12 protein-coding genes and 1 tRNA gene are annotated in these 18,209 nt (G+C 67.4%); 5 read left to right on the top strand and 8 right to left on the bottom strand.

Annotated features, from left to right (window positions below):
• Window positions 1-80: 80 nt before the first annotated feature.
• The 7 genes from ACG02S_RS16655 to ACG02S_RS16625 all read right to left on the bottom strand — a co-directional run bounded on the left by ACG02S_RS16655 (window position 81) and on the right by ACG02S_RS16625 (window position 12,824).
• Complete coding sequence (locus tag ACG02S_RS16655) at window positions 81-1,082, bottom strand: family 43 glycosylhydrolase (RefSeq protein ID WP_394471600.1); 1,002 nt, start codon at window positions 1,080-1,082, stop codon at window positions 81-83.
• Window positions 1,079-2,503: a nucleoside hydrolase-like domain-containing protein gene (locus ACG02S_RS16650; RefSeq protein ID WP_394471599.1), complete on the bottom strand. Its 1,425-nt coding sequence runs from the start codon at window positions 2,501-2,503 to the stop codon at window positions 1,079-1,081. Before ACG02S_RS16650 ends, ACG02S_RS16655 begins: the two co-directional genes overlap by 4 nt.
• Window positions 2,504-2,519: 16 nt before the next feature.
• Window positions 2,520-4,940, bottom strand: a complete 2,421-nt coding sequence (locus ACG02S_RS16645) for a glycosyl hydrolase 115 family protein (protein ID WP_394471598.1) — start codon at window positions 4,938-4,940, stop codon at window positions 2,520-2,522.
• A 5-nt stretch (window positions 4,941-4,945) separates the two neighbouring features.
• Window positions 4,946-5,953 carry a glycoside hydrolase family protein gene (locus ACG02S_RS16640; RefSeq protein WP_394471597.1) on the bottom strand — a complete coding sequence of 336 codons (1,008 nt, stop codon included), beginning with the start codon at window positions 5,951-5,953 and terminating at the stop codon, window positions 4,946-4,948.
• Window positions 5,950-7,791 (bottom strand): rhamnogalacturonan lyase, encoded by a 1,842-nt coding sequence (locus tag ACG02S_RS16635; RefSeq protein WP_394471596.1) that lies wholly within the window; start codon window positions 7,789-7,791, stop codon window positions 5,950-5,952. Before ACG02S_RS16635 ends, ACG02S_RS16640 begins: the two co-directional genes overlap by 4 nt.
• A gap of 236 nt (window positions 7,792-8,027) precedes the next feature.
• The gene (locus tag ACG02S_RS16630) at window positions 8,028-11,162 is read right to left on the bottom strand and encodes a TonB-dependent receptor (protein WP_394471595.1); all 3,135 of its coding nucleotides are present in this window, start codon (window positions 11,160-11,162) and stop codon (window positions 8,028-8,030) included.
• 309 nt (window positions 11,163-11,471) lie between these two features.
• Window positions 11,472-12,824, bottom strand: a complete 1,353-nt coding sequence (locus ACG02S_RS16625; RefSeq protein ID WP_394471594.1) for a TolB-like translocation protein — start codon at window positions 12,822-12,824, stop codon at window positions 11,472-11,474.
• A gap of 132 nt (window positions 12,825-12,956) precedes the next feature.
• On the opposite strand from ACG02S_RS16625, the gene ACG02S_RS16620 reads away from it, so the two are divergent.
• The 4 genes from ACG02S_RS16620 (at window position 12,957) to miaB (ending at window position 16,570) form a co-directional block, all read left to right on the top strand.
• Complete coding sequence (locus tag ACG02S_RS16620) at window positions 12,957-14,612, top strand: rhamnogalacturonan acetylesterase (protein ID WP_394471593.1); 1,656 nt, start codon at window positions 12,957-12,959, stop codon at window positions 14,610-14,612.
• A 54-nt stretch (window positions 14,613-14,666) separates the two neighbouring features.
• Window positions 14,667-14,743 (top strand) — tRNA-Met (locus ACG02S_RS16615).
• Between the two features lie 94 nt (window positions 14,744-14,837).
• Complete coding sequence (locus ACG02S_RS16610) at window positions 14,838-15,215, top strand: hypothetical protein (protein WP_394471592.1); 378 nt, start codon at window positions 14,838-14,840, stop codon at window positions 15,213-15,215.
• On the top strand, window positions 15,212-16,570 hold the full coding sequence (miaB, locus tag ACG02S_RS16605; protein ID WP_394471591.1) for a tRNA (N6-isopentenyl adenosine(37)-C2)-methylthiotransferase MiaB: 1,359 nt from the start codon (window positions 15,212-15,214) through the stop codon (window positions 16,568-16,570). The genes ACG02S_RS16610 and miaB overlap by 4 nt, the downstream gene beginning before the upstream one ends.
• Here miaB and ACG02S_RS16600 read toward each other — a convergent pair whose 3' ends face one another.
• Window positions 16,571-16,846 (bottom strand): hypothetical protein, encoded by a 276-nt coding sequence (locus ACG02S_RS16600; RefSeq protein WP_394471590.1) that lies wholly within the window; start codon window positions 16,844-16,846, stop codon window positions 16,571-16,573.
• Window positions 16,847-16,900: 54 nt separating this feature from the next.
• Between ACG02S_RS16600 and hemA the strand changes: the two genes are divergently transcribed.
• On the top strand, window positions 16,901-18,163 hold the full coding sequence (gene hemA, locus ACG02S_RS16595; protein ID WP_394471589.1) for a glutamyl-tRNA reductase: 1,263 nt from the start codon (window positions 16,901-16,903) through the stop codon (window positions 18,161-18,163).
• Window positions 18,164-18,209 lie beyond the last annotated feature (46 nt).

The following is an 18,209-nucleotide window of genomic DNA, read 5'->3' as shown; positions in this document are numbered from 1 at the left end:
CACGCAAGACGCCGAACACCCGGTTTCGTCATGACAAGTTCCCCCCTTGATGAGCGCTTGTTCGCGCTTTGTGATGCGAACTACTTTGCCATGCCGACGGCAGTGCCAGGTGTTGCCCGACGAGGAAAATCGCGCACGCCTTCCTGCGTGCGCTCCACCTTCCGGATGGTGCCGTCCTCGTTGAAGTGCAGGTACTCCGCCGCCACGTGCCGCTGCTTCTTGTTGCAGGCCGCGCCGGGCGTGTCCAGCCAGCGGTGATAGAACAGGATCCACTGGCCCTGGTACTGCACGATGGAGTGGTGGTTGTTGGCGTTGTTCTCCTGCTCCATGATGACGCCACGGTAGGTCCACGGGCCCGTGGGCGTCTTGGCCGTGTAGTAAGTCAGGATGCGGTTGTGCTCGGGCATCGTGAAGTAGTACAGGCCGTTGCGCTTGAACACCCACGGCCCTTCCATCGGCGGCTCGTAGCCGCCCATGTCCATCTTCTGCAGCTCACCCTTGATAGAACGCATGTCGTCGGCCATCTCGGCCACGAGGTAGTTGACGCCCGAAGTGCGGCTGTAGAGGTAGGCGCGACCGCCGCTCTCCGCGTCGTCGACGAACAGCACCGGGTCGTTCGCATACGGCTTGCGCCAAAGCGGCGCGCCGATCATGTCTTTGAACGGGCCGGCGGGGTTGTCGCTCTCGGCGATGCCGATGCCCATCCACTTGGTGCTGTTCTTGGGGTTCTGGCGGTCCTTGATGCCGGTGCCGGCGGGGAAGACGAGGTAGTACTTGCCGTTCTTGTAAGCAGCGTCGGGCGCCCAGGCGTAGTCGTCGGCCCACTTCAGATCCTTCACCGACAGCACCGCGCCGTGGTTGGTCCAGTTGACCAGGTCGGTGGACGAAAAGGCGTACCAGTCCTTCATGTGGAAGTCAGCCTGGCACTCCTCGTCGTGCGACGTGTAGAGCCACATCCGGCCGTCCTTCCAGACGTGGCCGGAGGGGTCGGCGGTGCGCAGGTCCTTGCCGAGGTTCAGCGGGTTCTGGGCAGAGGCCGACGTGGCGAGCAGCGCGGAGAGTACGAGAGGCAGGAGCTTCATGGTTCGACTTTCACGATGACGCGGCGGTAGCGCGTGAGGCGCGGCGTGCCGTGGTCGGTCACGGCCAGGATGATGTGCATCGTGCCCGTGCCCGGCGGCATCACGCGCTGGGCGGGAACGACGAAGGAGGCCTCGCGCTGGTCGAAGCCGCGGATGTCCAGCGGCTGACCGGAGCGGCCGCTGGAGACGGTGAAGCTGCCGGCCTCGCCGTAATAGAACCACTCGTAGGACAGCGCATCGCCATCGGGGTCGCTGCTGCCGGCAGCGCTGAGCTGGACGGTGTCACCACGCTTGACGGTCAGCTCGTCGCCGTGTGCGAGCTTCGGCACGGGCGGGTGGTTGGCCTTGGCGTAGGGCTGCGTCGTCCAGTCGATGCGTGCGGCGAAGTCGTTCTGCACGGCGGCGCGCCAGCGCCACAACGTGGCCTGGTTGCTGGTGTGCCAGCGGCCGTCGGCGCCGCGCACCTCGTCCACCGCATCGGTCCACATCGGGCGGGTCTCCGCCACCAGGTGCCACTTCTGCTTGCGCGGCGTGTAGAACTCGTAGCGCCCGCCCCAGCCGCCCCAGTCCGGCCGCTCGGGCACGTTCAGCCCGTTGGCGATCAGCCCGAGGAAACTGGGCGTGTCGCCCTCCATCATGAACTCGAGGTGTGGGTACTGCGCTCCCAGCGGCCCTTTGTTGCGGCGGATGTAGCGGTCGATCCAGGCGTTGTCGACCAGCGAGTGGTCAGCGCCGACGAAGCGGCCGTGGAAGTTGTCGCCGCCCATCGCGGCCCAGGTGGCGTGGTGATAAGCGCCGCCGGGGTGAAAGCCGGGGCTGGCGATGTAGAACAGGCCGGGGAAGGTCTTGCGGATCCACGGGCCGGAGTCGTCCTGGTCGGAGATGGCGTAGACACGCAGCTTGGCAACAAACTTGTCGACCGCATCGGACGAACGCGTGGCGCGCACTTTCCACAGCGCCTGCGCCAGCACGTTGGGCCCGCCCCAGACACTCACCCACAGCGGGCGCGGATCGACGCGGTCGGCAGCGGCAATCAGTGCGTCGGAACCGGCAGAGTCCATGCCCTGCCCCACCGCCTGCATGCCGTAGTCGGCGCGGCCTTCTGTGACAACGGCCAGCAGCTTGTCGACGGCCGGATAGCCGGGCTCATGCAGCAGCAGATTGGGCTGCACCTGGCCATACGCGGCCAGGATCTCGCGGATGCGCCAGGCGGCGGTCTTGCGCGGTTGGTGCACCGACGTCGTGGCCACCAGGCCTTCGATGTCGAACTGGTGGGCGTAAAGCAGGAAGCGCACCAACGACTGCGCATCGTCGGGCTCGTTCTCGATGTCGGTCAGCACAAAGACGCGCGGCTTGTCGGCGGCCAGCGCCGGCAGGGCCAGCAGCAGCGCGAGCAGCCAGGCAATCAGGCGAGAGGTCATCGGGGGCTCCTCGTGTTCAGCGGCACGCGCCGGGCAGCAGCTCGGCGCCGTCGAACATCAGGTCGCGCTGCTGTGCGCGCAGTTGCAGCGTCAGCGGACCGCTGCGCTCCGGCAGTGTGACCGATGCGGGCAGCCGGTTGGCCAGCACACCCTGCGCCCAGGCGGCATCCTGCGGGCCGCGCGGCCAGCGCAGCGGCAGCGTCTGGCCGTCGACCCGCACCTCGGCGACCCAGGCCTCACCGGGCGTCGCGGTGTATCGAGGCAGCACGTGCACACGCAGGCATGTCGCGCCGGGGGCGACACCTGGCGCGGTGATGACCAGCGTGGCGCCGGGCTCGCGGGCGGCGAGCACGCCCTCGCCGTGCCCCAGGCCGAGCACGCGGCGCCAGGCGTCGCTGGCCGTCACGCGCAGAGCCGGCGCGATGGGCTCCAGCAGCGGCAGTGGCGCCAGGTCGGCCGCGGCGCGGGCCAGATCGAGCAGCGCGTCAGGCGCGCTGCCGCCCAGGCCGGGCGCGGGCAGCAGCGGCAGCTGCTGGCGAAAGCTCGTCCACAGGCCATCGGCGGGCTCCTCGGCAAGGATGCCCGCCCAGCGGCCCTGGTTGTAGCGCGCGGTCAGCGCCTTCAGGCGCTGGTCAGCACGCACGGCCTGGGACGCGAAGGCCCGTGCGCCGGCGGGGTCGCGCTCCAGCGTGGCGGCGTAGCGCTCCAGCGCGAAGAAGCGCTCGTTGGCCAGCGCCGAGGCGCGCAGCGGGTACTCGACGACCTGGAAGAACGCGGGCAACTGGGCGGCGGCGATGTGCGGGCGCACGGCGTCGACCCGGGCCAGCAGCTCGGCGAAGCGGCTCAGGCGCTGCTGCACCGCCGCCACGCTCAGGCCGCTGCGTTTCACGCGCTCGCCCACCAGGTGGTACTGCAGGTGCTCGGGGCGGCGCTCGAAGTTGACGCGGAAATAGCCGTCCCAGATCGGCGCCACTTCGTCATTGCCGAACAGCCGCTGCGCGAGCCCGCGCAGCCAGGCCGGCTGGCCTTGCGCGCGCACGGCGGCGGGGTTCCAGGCCAGGTCGAACCAGTGGCTGAGGTTGACTTCGTGCGGCTTGATATCGCCCGTGTTGGCCACCCACAGCTGGCGCGCACCGGCATCGAACGCACGGCCCATCTCCTCGGCCACCAGCGCCGGCGGCGTCGTGTCCAGCCACAGGTAGGACAGCGGCGCGCCCAGGTATGACAGGTGGTAGTAGATGCCGGAGCCGCCCGAACGCTTCGCCTGAGCGGCGTCGGGGAACTGGCGGATATAGCCGAAGTTGTCGTCGGGCCAGACCAGCGTCACGTCATCGGGCAGCACCAGACCGGGCAGCAGCGGCAGCACCTCCTTGTAGGGCACGAAGATCTGCGGTGTCTTGGCCGGGTCGCCCACGTGCTGGCGGATCAGCTCGCGCTGGTCGGCCAGCAGCCGGTTCAGCAGCGCCTGCTTCTCGGCGACCGTGCCGCCGCCCTGCATGCCGGAGTCGTGAATGCCGCGCATGCCCAGCGTGTACAGGTTCTCGTACCGGCCGTTGGTCTTCAGCCGCTCGGCCCAGTAGTCGCGCACTTGGCTCGCATGCGTCGCGTAGTTGTACTGGTCGTGCGGCGCGGTCCATTCGGACACGTTGTTGCGCAGCATGGGCTCGGCGTGCGAACTGCCCATGACGATGCCGTAGCGCTGCGCCAGCTGCGCGTTGCGCGGGTTGTCGTTGAAGGCGCGCGACACCTGGTGCATGGCCGGCCACAGCGTGTTGCCCTTCAGGCGCAGCAGCAGGCGAAAAACCTGCTCGTAGGTGCGCGGGCCGATGTTGCCGGCCTCTGGCTCGAAGGTCTGCGCCGCCCAGGGCTGCAGGCCCCAGCCCTCGTCGTTGATGAAGATGCCGCGGTACTTCACGGCGGGGCCGTCCTGCAGCGGCTCGTTCAGCGAGACATGTAGCGGGCCGCGCTTGCGCGGCGCGAGGTCGGCCCACCAGACCCAGGGCGACACGCCCAGCGCCTGACTCAGCGTGTAGACGCCATAGGCCGTACCGCGGCGGTCGGCGCCGGCGATGACGAGGGCTTGCCTCACGCCGGGCGCGGGGTCGCGCAGCACGGCGATGCGAAAGCACTCCCAGCAGCCGTTGAGCCGGGCCAACTCCAGCTTCTCGGCCTGCGCGTCGATCTGCGCATGCCGGCCGGCCGTCCCCACCCAGATCTGCACCGGGCCCTCGTCGCCGGTACGCAGCCCCAGGCGCTTGAAGTCGTCGGCCAGGTCTTGCGCGACGAAGGCTTCCAGCGGGTCGGCGTTAGCGCTGCCGACGATGACGGCGCCATCGAGCGGCAGGCTGCCGGCCGTGGCGCGGGTGGACACGTCCAGGCCCGCGTGGGCAACGCTGGACAGCGCCAGCAACCACAGAGAAGTCAGAAGCTGGCGCATGGCGGTCAACGGCTCTTGAAGGCGGAGCGAAGGTCAGGCGGCGCCGCGTTGCGGTCCACGCTCAGCCAGCCGTCCTTCACCGTCAGCTCGGCCGCCTGAATCACGGTGCGTTGGTGCCAGCGATCGTCCGTCTTGGCCTCGGGCTCGCCGCTCTGGTGCGTGAAGTAGAAGAGGTAGGCGCGGCCGTCCACGACGGTCACACCGGGATGCTGACCCTTGGCGCGGTCGGTGGGGTGCTGGCCCACGCCAGCCAGCAGCCGCGTGGGCTGCTCTTCCCAATTCAACGCGTCGTCGGAGCGCAGCACCAACAGGCCCTTCCACAGGTCGGCCACCAGCCACCACTTGCCGCCGAACTGGAACACCGTGGGGCCTTCGCCCGGCAGGTTGCTGACCTGGCCGCGCACGGTCCACGCCTTCAGGTCGGGGCTGTCGGCGAACTTCAGCTTGCTGCCGGCCGCCTCGTCCTTGAACCACATCCGGTAGCCACCCTGCGGTGCGCGGATGACGGACGCGTCGATGACCTTGGGCGAGCCCAGGTCCGCGGTGCCGGCGCATTGCCAGTTGCGCAGGTCGGTGCTGGTCATGTGCTCGATGCGGCGCTCGCCGGTCCAGCTCTTGTGGATGCCCGGCACGATGGTCAGCCACAGGTGGTAGGTGCCGTCGATGTCCTGGATCTCGGGCGCCCACAGCGTGACGCCGGTGCATTCGGCGGGGAACTTCGCTTCCTGGTCGAAGCGCCAGCGGTTGCCGTCGTCGGTCGTCGCGACACCGATGGGCGTGCCGTGCACCCAGCTGACGTCCTTGGGGTCGTCCATGCGCACGGTCGCGCGGCGGTTCGTGTAGAACATCTCCCAGCGCTTGAGGCCGCGGTTGAATACCAGCGACACGTCGGCCGCGCCGTCGTAGGTGGGGTCGCGGTACAGCGGGCGCGGCGCGGGCTCAGGCGCCGGCGGAGGCGAGGTGGCGCAGCCGGCAAGTGCGGCCAGCACGGCGAGCGAGGCGATGCGCTTCATGGCGTGACCTTGATGGGCAAGTAGCGCGGTGCCTTCATGGCGGCGCCCAGGTGGTAGCTGGTGTGCGGCGGCTGGTTGTAGCCGGCGTTTTGCGCGGCCACCTGCACGCGGTACTGCGAGTCGTGCATCAGCGTCACCAGCCGGTGCTCGGTCGGGATGGCCGTGGAGAACACCAGCAGCGCGGTGCTGTCGTCGTTGCGCCAGACCACCTCCTCGCGCCAGTCGCCGAACAGGTCGGCTGACAGCACCGGGTTGCCCTTGGTGCCGTTGTTGGACGCGGCACCAAACGCCTTGCCGTTCAGCAGCGGCTCGAACTTGAAGGCGCTGGGGTTCCACTTGTCGATGGCGACATGGTCCAGCGATTCGCGCAGCAGGTCGCCGTCCCACCAGATGGCGAAGTTGTAGCGATTCGGGTGCTTGTCGCTGATGAGCTTGCCGCTGGCGTTCATCAGGCCGCCGACATTGCCCCAGCATTCGGCGCCGGGGTGGGCGGCGTCGATGTCGAAGCAGACGCCACGGCCCACGTCGGTGTTGTTGCCAGACATGCTCCACAGGACCTTGCCGGTCGCGCCGTCGTGCATCTCCAGGCCATGCTCGCCGTAGCAGCGCGGGCTCTCGTGCACCATGAAAATCTGCTGGCCAGCGCGCGCCGGGTCGTGGTTGCTGACGTGCAGCGCATCACCGTGGCACAGGCCGGTGCTGTAGAGCAGCTTGCCGGTGCTGGCGATGGTCGCGGCGCCGTAGACGATGTCGTCGCGGCCGTCGCCGTCCACGTCGGCCACCGAGAACCAGTGCGCGCCCTGCCCTGCGGCGGGCTTGCTGGCGTCGTCCGCGGCGCTGTCAAAAATCCAGCGCTGGCTGAGCTTGCCATCGCGCCAGTCCCAGGCCGCGAGGACGGCGCGCGTGTAGTAGCCCCGCGCGAACACGGCGCTGGGCCGCTGGCCGTCCAGGTAGGCCACGCCGGCGGTGAAGCGATCCACGCGGTTGCCGTAGGCGTCGCCCCACGCGGCCACGTCGCCTCGCAGCGGTGCGTAGTCGGCGCTGGCCATGGCTGCGCCGGTCTGACCGTTGAACACGGTGATCCACTCCGGGCCGGTCAGCACATAGCCCGTCGCATTGCGGTGGTCGCCTCGGCCGTCGCCCATCACCTGGCCCTGGCCATCGACCGTGCCGTCGGCGGTCTTCATCATCACCTCGGCCTTGCCGTCGCCGTCCAGGTCGTAGGCGACCAAGCTGGTGTAGTGCGCCCCGGCGCGGATGTTGCGCCCGAGGTCGATGCGCCACAGCCGCGTGCCATCCAGCTTGTAGGCATCGACAAACGTGTTGCCGGTGTAGCCGCGGTGCGAGTTGTCCTTGGCATTGGTGGGCTGCCACTTGACGACCAATTCGTACTGGCCGTCGCCGTCCAGGTCGGCTGGCGCACCGTCGTTGGCCTGGTAGGTGTAGACCACGCCGTCGGGCGTGGTGCCGCCCTCGGGCTTTTGAAGCGGCACGCGCAGATAGGGTTGGGCCCACGGCGCCACGCCCGCCTCGCCCGGCAGCTCGCGGCCGGCGACGACGGCGCGCACGGTGTAGAGGCTGTCGGCGCTGCCTTTCGGATCCGTCAGGTTCGTCAGGGCCTGCGGCTCACTGGTCACCTGCCTGCCATCGCGGTACACGTTGAAGCGCACGCCGGCCGGCTCGTTGCCCAGCAACCGCCAGCTGACGAAGACGCCCGATGGCGTCGCCAGCGCGACGACGCCGCGGTCGAGCTTCTCGACGACGCGGGGGGCGGCATGGGCCACGCCGGCCGCTGCCAGCAGCAGCCCGCAGGCCAGCTTGGGAAGCGAAAAACTCATGTCAGCAATCCATCTCTGGTGTTTTAGGGCCAAGCGCCGGGCCGCTCCCAAGCCGGCCCGTCAGTCGATGTGCACGCGGCTCGACGCCGCGTGCATCGCCGTTCCCTCAGGGGACCGACCAGACCGCCCGCGTCCAGCAGGGCGGACTGGGCGAGAGGCCAAAAAAAAGCCCCTTGCGGGGCCCGCACCTGAAGTTCAGGTGCAACAGGATTGGCCGCTCAGGCCAGGCCCGGAGATCACAGCTTGTAGCCGATGGTCACGTAGTAGCGACGGCCCGACCACGCCAGCTCGTTGGGGCGCGACAGGTCGCCCGCGTAGCTCAGCTCGGCCTGGTCAGTCAGGTTCTTGCCTTCGATCGAGATGGTGAAATTCTTCGTTGCTTTCCACTGCAGCTTGGCATCCAGGTAGCCGGTCTTGTCGCGGAAGTTAGGGTTGCCCGACACGTCGTTGCCGCCGGTGTAGTACTTGTCGCGATGGTGGTAGGCGATGCGGGCGTTAATCACATCGTTGTCGTACCACAAGCCCACGTTGTAGGCGTTCTTCGACAGGCCCGGGTAGGGCAGTTCCGAACCGTCCAGCGCGCTGACCAGCTGGTTGCCGGCTGCATAGCTGTAGGTCATGCGGGTGTAGTTGGCATTCACACCGAATCCGCTCAGCCAGCCCGGCAGGAAGCTCAGCGCCTGGTTGCCGTCCAACTCGATGCCCTGGGTCTTGGCGCCCTGGCCGTTGATCGGCTGGGTCACATCGAACAGGCGGCCGTCGCCGTAGAAGTTCACGGCCGGCTGGTAAATGTTGCTGCGCACATAGGTGTCGATGTCGGTGCGGAACAGCGCCAGCGAGAGCTTGGTGTCGCGGTTGGGGTAGTACTCGAAACTCAGGTCGTACTTGGTAGCACGGTAGGGCTTCAGATCGGGATTGCCGGCCGTGCAGTCGTCCGTGCCATCGCCACCTCGGCCAGGATCACCAACGCCGGTCGTGCAGGTGACGTTGGGCGCCAGCAGGTTGAGCGCAGGCCGCGACATCACCTTGGCCCAGCCGCCGCGAACGATCAGCTTGTTGGGAACCAGCTGCAGCGCGGCGTTCAGGCTGGGCAGCACGTCGTTGTAGCTGTTGTTGAGGGTGACCACCTTGTTGGAGATCACGCGGACCGTGCAGCTGGTCAACACGGTCGGGTCACAGATGCGGTCCACCTGCACGCCGGTCGAGGACACGTCCGTCTTGGCATAGCGGACACCGATGTTGCCGTCCAGCGGCATACCGAACAGCTCAGTGCCCCAGTCCAGCCGCACATAGGCGGCCTGGGTCTTTTCCTGGATGTCGAAGGCCGGGATCTGCGGATAGGTCTTGCCGTCGTTGCCCGGCGTTTCGTAAAGGTAGCTGTGGTTGAACGCGCTGGTGTCAAAGATGCCGGACGCAACAGCTGATGTGTAACTAGGGGCCGTCCAGTTGCTCGGCAACCCTGAGCCGCCGTAGCCGCCCATGAAGGTGCCCGGCGACGTGGTGCGGATGGCGTTGATGATCTCCTGCATCCGCGCACCATTTACATACGACTCCTTAAAGCCGCTGTTGATGTATGTCTGCGTAACATTCGGACGCTGTGCGGTGCCCGTATACAGCGGATCGAAATTGATGATCTGGTTGACGTTGGCCGTGCGGGCGTTAATGTCCACCGCCTCATCGGTGAGCGACAGGCTGCCGTTGTTCTGCACCAAGTAGCCGCCGCCGTTGAACTGGCGCGCCCTGTTCTCCTTGGCCTGGCCGCCGAACCACAGGGTCTGGAAGAACCCATGGTCGAAGTTGTACTGCAGGTCCAGCTTGCCCATGCGCTCCTTGTGCTGCGTGGCCGTCGGGCGGTATTGCAGTTGAGCCTGCACGTAGGAGGAGGCGTCGTCGGGGCTGTAGTTGGCCGGGAAGATGAACTGCGGCAGTCGGTCAGCACCAAGCTTCACGACCAGGCCCGGCGCGTTCTGCGTCAGGCTGATGTTGTTGGTTTCGTTCGAGTAGTCGGCCTGGGAGTCGACCAGTTGGCCTTCCACGCGCCAGGCGTTGTTCCGGTACTTGAAGCCGACGTCGGTGTACTTGGATTCGCTGTCCTGCTTGAAGTCGCGCGCCGACGTGCCGAAGGCGCCCTGGCCGCCCTGGCCTGCAACATTCAGGCAGTTGCCCACGGTGAACTGGGTGACGTGGTGGTTCTCGACCACCATGCCGGCCGGTGTTGCGCTGCCGCTCACGCCCGTGCAGGTGCCGCCCGACGGAACACCGCTGGCGTTGTAGGTTGGCGCAGTGCCCGCTGAGGACAGCCGCGTCACCGCCGAGAAGTCGGTGCCGAAGTTGCGGTCATTGAGCATCGAGTCGCCCGTATTGACCTTGTGGCTCACGTAGGCGTCGAAGTCCTTGGTGAACTTGTACTGCGCCGTCACGTCTACGGAGGTGCGCTTGTGGTCGCGCGTCCAGATACCGTAGCGCGAGATGCGCGGCGAGTAGTCGAACCACTGCCGATTGCAATCGGCGAGGTTGGTGGCGTTGCCCGACAAGGCCGAGCACCCGGTGCGGCTGGTGATGGCCGCTGCGGCGGGGTTCAAGCTGGTGAGCGTCTTCTCGTCCGAGAAGTCCCAGTCGCGCAGGAAGGCCCAGGAGGTATTGCGGACGAAGTCGCCGCGCGTCAGCACGTTGTCGTACACCAGCATGCCCATGACGCCGAGCTTGCCATCCAGGAACTTGTCGGCCACCAGGATGGAGCCGCGCGGCTGCACGCCGCCGCGCAGGCTGCCGCTCTCGCCCGACAGTTGGATGGACACGGTGCGCTTGGTGAAGTCCAGCGGCTTGCGCGTGATGATGTCCACCGTGCCGCCAATGCCGCCTTCGGTCATGTTGGCGGTGACGCCCTTGACCACGTCGATGGACTGGATCATCTCGGCCGGCAGCTCGCGCAGGTCGGCGCCGCGGCCGGTGCCGCCGTTGCTGTTTAGCGCCGTCATGCCGTTGATCTGGATGCGGTTCAGATCCGGCTCGACGCCGCGGATGGACACCTGCGTGCCTTCGCCGAAATCGCGGGACAACTGCACGCCGGTCACGCGCGACAGCGCCTCGCCGACGTTCTTGTCGGGGAACTGGTCGATGTCTTCTGCCACGAGGCTGTCCTGCACCGTCGATGCATTCTTCTTGCGGTCGTTGGCGCTCTGGATGGAGCGACGGATGCCGGTCACGACGACGGTATCGAGCTGAGTGGTCTCGGCCTTGGCGGGCGCGGACGCCGCGGCGGCCGGCGCAACGGCGGCCTGGGCGTGAGCAGCCTGTCCGGCAAGCGCGGCGGAAATGGCCAGCGCCAGCGGGGTCCAGCGCGGTGCGCCTGCGTGTTGGGTGTTCAGCATGTGTCTACCTCCGAAATACTGAATTACTACTAACGACTGCTTTTCAGCAATCTCGATATTTCCCTGCAAGCAGTCTAGAGGGGGTGTTTCCCGCCGTCTTTGGCACACCCCAAAGAATCAAGCGTGTGATTGGTTCGCCTCAGGCAAACCCTGATACACGCAGAAAGCAATCAAGCAGGTGAGCGAAATTGCCGAGCTATGCTGCACTGCGACATGGCTCAGCGGGCCCGTATCACTTTTCATATCCCTCGGATCGAGTTTGGAAATTCGATCTCCGAATATTCATGAAATATTCAACAGCAACGCGGCTCAGGGTTTGCGATCCAGCCAGGCCTGCGGCACCGGCACCACCACGATATTCATCTCGCGGCCGTCCGCGGCCAGCATGGCGGACTGGATCTGGATCTTTTTGCCGTCCGGGCTGAAGGTCGGATGCGGGTGGTCACGCGCCGTGTCCTTGTGGCCGGTGGACAACAGGATCATTTCGCGCGTCTTGCGGTCGATCAGGTACAGGCTGCGGCTGAAGTCGTCACCCACCGCGAAGCGACCGTCCGGCGAGCCGTGCACATGCCACAGGCCGCTGCCCGAGGGCGTCTGGCCAGCGATGGTCATCTCCCGAGTCCGCAGGTTCACGATGGCCAGGCCGGTCGGCTTCTCGCGCGTGCCGGAGTTGCCCCAGGACGCATCCTGGCCCGGGTTGGCGCCGCCCACGTCGGTGCCCGGCGCGCGGGCCGGGTCTTGCACGCCGGGGATGGCGCGGTGGCCCATGATGGCCAGCGCCACCTCGTCCTTGCTGATGACGGCCTCGTGCGTGACCCACTCGTAGGGCGCCTCGGGGTACAGGGGGCGCAGCCCGGTGCCGTCACCCTTCACCGTCCAGGTGCGCTGCGGCGACTTGCCGCCGGTCTCCCAGCTGAACACCAGCTCGCCCGGGTTCCACAGGTTGGACTGGATGTGGCCGATCTGGAAGGGCACGGACACGACGTGCTGGAACTCGCCCGTCTTCACGTTGACCTTGCCGATGGCGTGCGGGCCGGCGCCCATGCCGCGCGGGCCGAACGGCGGCTCGATCTTGGTGCCGGCGGGCAGCTTGGCGCCAGCGTAGGCCTTGCCCTGGATGCGGAAGTAGAACCACTGGTTGTCGGCATCCAGCGCGTTGTCGCCGTACGCCTCCAGTTCAGCCGGCAGCGTCGCGATGACGCGCTGGTAAGTGGCGGCCGGCTTCATCTTGCCGGTCTGGCTGTCAGCGAACACGCGGTCGAGGTCCACCTCGATGGCCTCGCGCGCCTTATCCGGCCCGGTGGCCGGCTTGCGCATGAAGTACAGCTTGTTGCCGCCCGACTGCGACAGGTTCAACATGCCCTCGTAGCCGCCCTCGGTGACCTGCACCAGGTCGCCCGTGGCCTCGTTGACGGCGATGGCCTCGCCCTTCACGCGGTTGGAGCGGAACACCAGCCACTGGCCGTCGGCCGTCCACTGCGGGTGGCTGGGGTAGATCTTGGAGTCGCCGCCGGCCCGCGTGGTCAGGAAGCTCAGCGGCGTGCCGGTGACCGGATCGTTGACGACGCGCTTCTCGGACGGGAAACGCTGGCCGATCTGGGCCCAGGCGGGTGCCAGTGCGAGCAGCAGGCTCAGCACCAGGGAAGTCTTGCGCAACGACATGTGGGTCTCCATTCTTGAGTGGGCGGACTCTAGGACGCGCGCCGTTTCCCGATGTTGCTGGCGCCCAATCGCTCAAGAACTTGCGCCGTCGGGGGCTGCCGCCCGGGCCGGCCTGCTCCTAGCATCCGCGCCATGACTGCCCACCACACCCGCCGCCTCGTCGCGGCCCTGCTGTTCGCCCTGCCGCTGGCCTCCGCGCACGCGCAGGAGTTCACCGCCAGCACCGACCCCGCGCGCGCACAGGTCACGCTGCCCGAACCGGCCAAGCCCGCGCTGCCGTCGCTGATCCTCATCGGCGACTCCACCGTGCGCAACGGCCGCGACGACGGCCAGGGCAAGGGGCCCGAGGGTCAGTGGGGCTGGGGCAACCCCATCGCCGCCTATCTGGACCAGAACAAGATCAACGTCGTGAACCGCGCCGTGGGCGGGCTGTCCAGCCGCACCTATCGCAGCAGCGGCCACTGGGAGCGCACCAAGCCTTTCATCAAGAAGGGCGACTGGGTGGTCATGCAGTTCGGCCATAACGACGCCAGCCCGGTCAATGACAACAGCCGTGCCCGTGGCGTGCTGCGCGGCACCGGCCCGCAAAAGGAAGACATCACCAACCTGCTGACCGGCAAGCCCGAGACCGTCTACACCTACGGCGCATACCTTCGCGGCTACGTCGCCGAGATCCGTGCGGCCGGCGCCACGCCCGTCATCGCGTCCCCCGTGATCCGCAAGCGCTGGGAGGCCGATGGCAAGACCGTGACGCGCGCGGGCGGCAACTTTGCCGGCTGGGCCGCCGAAGTGGCCAAGCAGGAAGGCGTGGCCTTCATCGACCTCAACGAGTGGGGCGCCAAGCGCTACGAGGCGCTGGGCCCGGCCATCGTGGACACGCTGTTCCCGCCGGCACCCGAGACCGTGCACACCAACTGGCTGGGCGCGGCGGTCAATGCGCAGCTCGTCATCGCCGGCCTGCTGCAGAACAAGGTGCTGCCGGAAGACGTCTACAAGCAGCGCTTCCTGCTGGACGGCTCGGACGACCGCCCCGTGGTGGATGCGCGCAAGGTGAAGGTCGAAGCCCCGCGCGACCCCAAGCTGCCCAGCCTCGTGCTGATCGGCGACTCCACCGTGCGCAGCGGCGGCCAGAACGGCGCCTTCGGCTGGGGCGAGCGCCTGGCGCCCTTCTTCGACACGCAGAAGGTCAACGTCGTCAACAACGCCATCGGTGGCCGCAGCAGCCGCACCTTTTTTACGGAAGGCCGCTGGGCGTCAGTGCTGGAGAACATCAAGGCCGGCGATTGGCTGCTGATCCAGTTCGGCCACAACGACGGCGCCCGCATCGGCGACCCCGCCGGCAAGAACCGCGGCTCGGTGCCGGGCATCGGCAACGAGACGCAGGAAGACACGCGCCCCGACGGCAGCAAGGAGCAGGTGCAGAGCTTCGGTTGGTATCTGAAGCGCTACATCACCGATGCCAAAGCCAAAGGGGCGAACGTGGTGGTGCTGTCGCCCATCCCGCACAAGGACCGCTGGAAGCCCGAGCAGCCACGCGATTTCGAGAACTACGCCGCCTGGGGCGAACAGGTCGCTCGCGCCAACGGTGCCCAGTTCATCGACCTGACGATGGTGGTGGCCCAGGCCTACCGCGCTGTCGGTGCCGAGAAGGTCGACTCCTTCTTCTCCGACGCCCGCACGCACACCAACGATGCCGGCGCGGTGTTCAACGCCACCCAGCTCGTCGAGGCCCTGAAACGCCTGCCAGGTCAGCCGCTGCAGCCCTACCTGCAGGTGGCGGTCCGCTGATTTTTCAGAAGTTCTTGCCAGCCCTGAAAAACTTCGCTTAGAATAGCGGGCTCAGGCGCTTTAGCTCAGTTGGTTAGAGCGATGGAATCATAATCCACAGGTCCGGGGTTCGAGTCCCTGAAGCGCCACCAAAATCCGAACGGCCCGAGCAATGCTCGGGCCGTTTGTCTTTTCAGCCTCCGCAGCCGTCCATCAGGCGGTTGCATCGCAGCCACTGGACATGCCATGTACCGCTGTGCACTTTCGCTGACGCTCGCCGCCACCTGCCTCGTGGCCCAGGCGCAGCAACACCGCCCCTTTCCCGCCACGGCATTGCGCGGCGAGCTGCAGATCACGCAGTTCCCCAGCGTGCTGATGAACGGCAAGCCGGCCCGCCTTGCGCCGGGCGCGCGGGTCAGGAACGACGTCAACCTGTGGGTGCCACCCGCTGGGCTGACGGGGCAGAAGCTGGTCGTGCACTACACGGTTGAGAGCAGCGGGCTGATCATGGACGTCTGGATCCTGAATCCGGTCGAGTTCGCCAACAAGCCCTGGCCCACGACGCCGGCCGAGTCGGCCACGTGGCAGTTCAACCCGGGCAACCAGACCTGGATCAAGCGATGAGCAGTGATGTGACGGGCAAGAAGGTCTACATCAAGACCTTCGGTTGCCAGATGAACGAGTACGACTCGGACAAGATGTCCGACGTGCTGGGGGCGGCCCAGGGCTACACACCCACCGACGACCCGGAACAGGCCGACCTGATCCTGTTCAACACCTGCTCGGTGCGCGAGAAGGCGCAGGAGAAGGTGTTCAGCGACCTCGGCCGCGTGAAGCATCTGAAGGCCAAGGGCGTCATGATCGGCGTGGGCGGCTGCGTCGCGTCGCAAGAAGGCGCGGCCATCATCGAGCGTGCGCCGTATGTCGACGTGGTCTTCGGCCCGCAGACGCTGCACCGCCTGCCGCAGATGCTGGACGCCCGGCGCGAGCAGCGCCGCCCGCAGGTGGACATCTCGTTCCCCGAAATCGAGAAGTTCGACCACCTGCCGCCGGCCAAGGTCGAGGGCGCGTCGGCCTTCGTGTCCATCATGGAAGGCTGTTCCAAGTACTGCAGCTACTGCGTGGTGCCCTACACCCGCGGCGAAGAGGTTTCGCGCCCGTTCGACGACGTGCTGACCGAGATCGCCGGCCTGGCCGACCAGGGCGTGATGGAGATCAACCTCCTCGGCCAGAACGTCAATGCCTACCGCGGCAAGATGGGCGACACGAGCGAGTTCGCCGACCTGGCCCTGCTGCTGGAGTACGCCGCCGAGATTCCCGGCATCCGGCGCCTGCGCTTCACGACCAGCCATCCCAACGAGTTCAGCCCGCGTCTCATCGAGGCCTACGGCAAGATCCCGCAGCTGGTGAACCACCTGCACCTTCCCGTGCAGCACGGCAGCGACCGCATCCTGATGGCGATGAAGCGAGGCTACACGGCGCTGGAGTTCAAGAGCACCGTGCGCAAGCTGCGCGCGCTGCGACCGGACCTGCGCCTGGCCAGCGACTTCATCGTCGGATTCCCCGGCGAGACGGATGAAGACCATGCCAAGTTGATGAAGCTGGTGCACGACGTCGGCTTCGACGCGTCGTTCAGTTTCATCTTCAGCCCCCGCCCCGGCACGCCAGCCGCCGCGCTGGAGGACACGACGCCCTACGAGGTCAAGGTGAAGCGGCTGCAGGAGCTGCAGGCCGCCATCGAGGCGCATGCGCTGACCATCTCGCAGGGCATGGTCGGCCGCATCGAGAAGGTGCTGGTCACCGGCAACGCACGCAAGGACGCGTCCGAGCTGATGGGCCGTACCGAGTGCAACCGCATCGTCAACTTCGCCGGCTCACCGCGCTTGATGAACCAGCTCGTGGACGTGCGCATCACGACCGCGTTCGCGCATTCGCTGCGCGGCGAGGTCGTCACGACCGAGGACGTGCTCAGCGCCTGATCAGCGCTTCACACTCAGCAGCCACCACTGCGGCAAGGCCACGCCGAGCACCAGCAACGCGTAGCCGGCCATGCGGCCGTCGCGGCCCCACAAGACCAGCGCGACGAGGGTGGCGAGCACGCCGCCCGCAGTGCCCCAGCCCCACAGCCGCAGCCAGCGCAAGGCCTTGGCCTCGCGCCGCCACACGACCTTGATCGCCGCCGCCAGCAACGCCGCCAGCCCCCAGGCGGGTGCGAACAAATTGGCGATATGCCAGAAAGCATCGAGAGGGCTCATTCGGGCTTGACCGGTGTCAGAAGCGGCAAAGCCGCGAATCCTACAATTCAACCCATGTCGGTCTTTGCGCTTGGCCTGAACCACAACACCGCCCCGCTCGATCTGCGCGGGCGGTTCGCGTTCACGCTGGAGCAACTGGCGCCTTCGCTGGTGGGACTGCGGCAGAAGCTGCCCGGCACGCCGGAGGCTGCCATCCTGTCGACCTGCAATCGCACCGAGCTGTACGTCGCCGCACCGACGACGCAAGTGCAGCCGGCCATTGCCTGGCTGGCGCAGACGGGCGGCGTCGAGGCCGGCGAACTGCGCGAGCACGCGTATGTGATGCAGGGCAGTGCCGCCGCGCGCCACGCCTTTCGCGTCGCCAGCGGGCTGGACTCCATGGTGCTGGGCGAGCCGCAGATCCTGGGTCAGATGAAGCAGGCGGTGAAGGAGGCCGAGAACGCCGGCGCCTTGGGCACCACGCTGCACCAGCTGTTCCAGCGCAGCTTCTCGGTCGCCAAGGAAGTGCGCAGCTCCACCGAGATCGGCGCTCACTCCATCAGCATGGCCGCTGCCGCCGTGCGCCTGGCCGGCCAGCTGTTCGAGGACCTGGCCAAGACGCGCGTGCTGTTCGTCGGCGCGGGCGAGATGATCGAGCTGACCGCCACGCACTTCGCCGCCAAGACACCGCGACACATGGCGCTGGCCAACCGCACGCTGGAACGCGGCGAGAAGCTCGCCACGCGCTTCGGCGCCGAGTCCGTGCGGCTGGCAGACCTGCCTGACCGCCTGCACGAGTTCGACATCGTCGTGTCGTGCACCGCATCCAGCCTGCCGCTGATCGGCCTGGGCGCCGTCGAGCGCGCACTCAAGAAGCGCAAGCACCGCCCGATGTTCATGGTGGATCTGGCCGTGCCGCGCGACATCGAGCCCGAGGTCGCGCAGCTGGACGACGTCTACCTCTACACCGTCGATGAACTGGCCCAGCAGGTGCAGACAGCCGGCGAAAAGCGCCAGGCCGCCGTGGCACAGGCCGAGGCCATCGTCGAGACCGGCGTGCAGAGCTTCATGCACTGGTTGGACCAGCGCCACACGGTGCCGTTGATCCAGGCCCTGCACCAGCAGGCCGACGACTGGCGCGCCGCTGAAATCGCGCGGGCTCGCAAACTGCTGGCCAAGGGCGCCGACATGGACGAGGTGCTGGACGCCCTCACCCGCGGCCTGACACAGAAGCTGCTGCACGGCACGCTGGCCGAACTGCATGCCAGCGATGGCGAGCAGCGGCTGCAGCTGGCGCAGACCGTCTCGCGCCTGTTCCTGCGCGGCCGGCAGTCTTAGCGGCGACCTCGCTCGCCGCCCGGCGCCCAGCCTTGCGCCGCTCCTG

The organism is Pelomonas dachongensis (genome assembly GCF_043555865.1).
Taxonomy (GTDB): domain Bacteria; phylum Pseudomonadota; class Gammaproteobacteria; order Burkholderiales; family Burkholderiaceae_C; genus Pelomonas; species Pelomonas dachongensis.
Note: the sequence above shows the minus strand (reverse complement) of the source record. Positions and strands in the feature narration are given on the sequence as shown.

Coding starts and splice junctions, on each gene's coding strand:
- ACG02S_RS16655 (WP_394471600.1), bottom strand. CDS start 1,082: ATGAAGCTCCTGCCTCTCGTACTCTCCGCGCTGCTCGCCACGTCGGCC.
- ACG02S_RS16650 (WP_394471599.1), bottom strand. CDS start 2,503: ATGACCTCTCGCCTGATTGCCTGGCTGCTCGCGCTGCTGCTGGCCCTG.
- ACG02S_RS16645 (WP_394471598.1), bottom strand. CDS start 4,940: ATGCGCCAGCTTCTGACTTCTCTGTGGTTGCTGGCGCTGTCCAGCGTT.
- ACG02S_RS16640 (WP_394471597.1), bottom strand. CDS start 5,953: ATGAAGCGCATCGCCTCGCTCGCCGTGCTGGCCGCACTTGCCGGCTGC.
- ACG02S_RS16635 (WP_394471596.1), bottom strand. CDS start 7,791: ATGAGTTTTTCGCTTCCCAAGCTGGCCTGCGGGCTGCTGCTGGCAGCG.
- ACG02S_RS16630 (WP_394471595.1), bottom strand. CDS start 11,162: ATGCTGAACACCCAACACGCAGGCGCACCGCGCTGGACCCCGCTGGCG.
- ACG02S_RS16625 (WP_394471594.1), bottom strand. CDS start 12,824: ATGTCGTTGCGCAAGACTTCCCTGGTGCTGAGCCTGCTGCTCGCACTG.
- ACG02S_RS16620 (WP_394471593.1), top strand. CDS start 12,957: ATGACTGCCCACCACACCCGCCGCCTCGTCGCGGCCCTGCTGTTCGCC.
- ACG02S_RS16610 (WP_394471592.1), top strand. CDS start 14,838: ATGTACCGCTGTGCACTTTCGCTGACGCTCGCCGCCACCTGCCTCGTG.
- miaB (WP_394471591.1), top strand. CDS start 15,212: ATGAGCAGTGATGTGACGGGCAAGAAGGTCTACATCAAGACCTTCGGT.
- ACG02S_RS16600 (WP_394471590.1), bottom strand. CDS start 16,846: ATGAGCCCTCTCGATGCTTTCTGGCATATCGCCAATTTGTTCGCACCC.
- hemA (WP_394471589.1), top strand. CDS start 16,901: ATGTCGGTCTTTGCGCTTGGCCTGAACCACAACACCGCCCCGCTCGAT.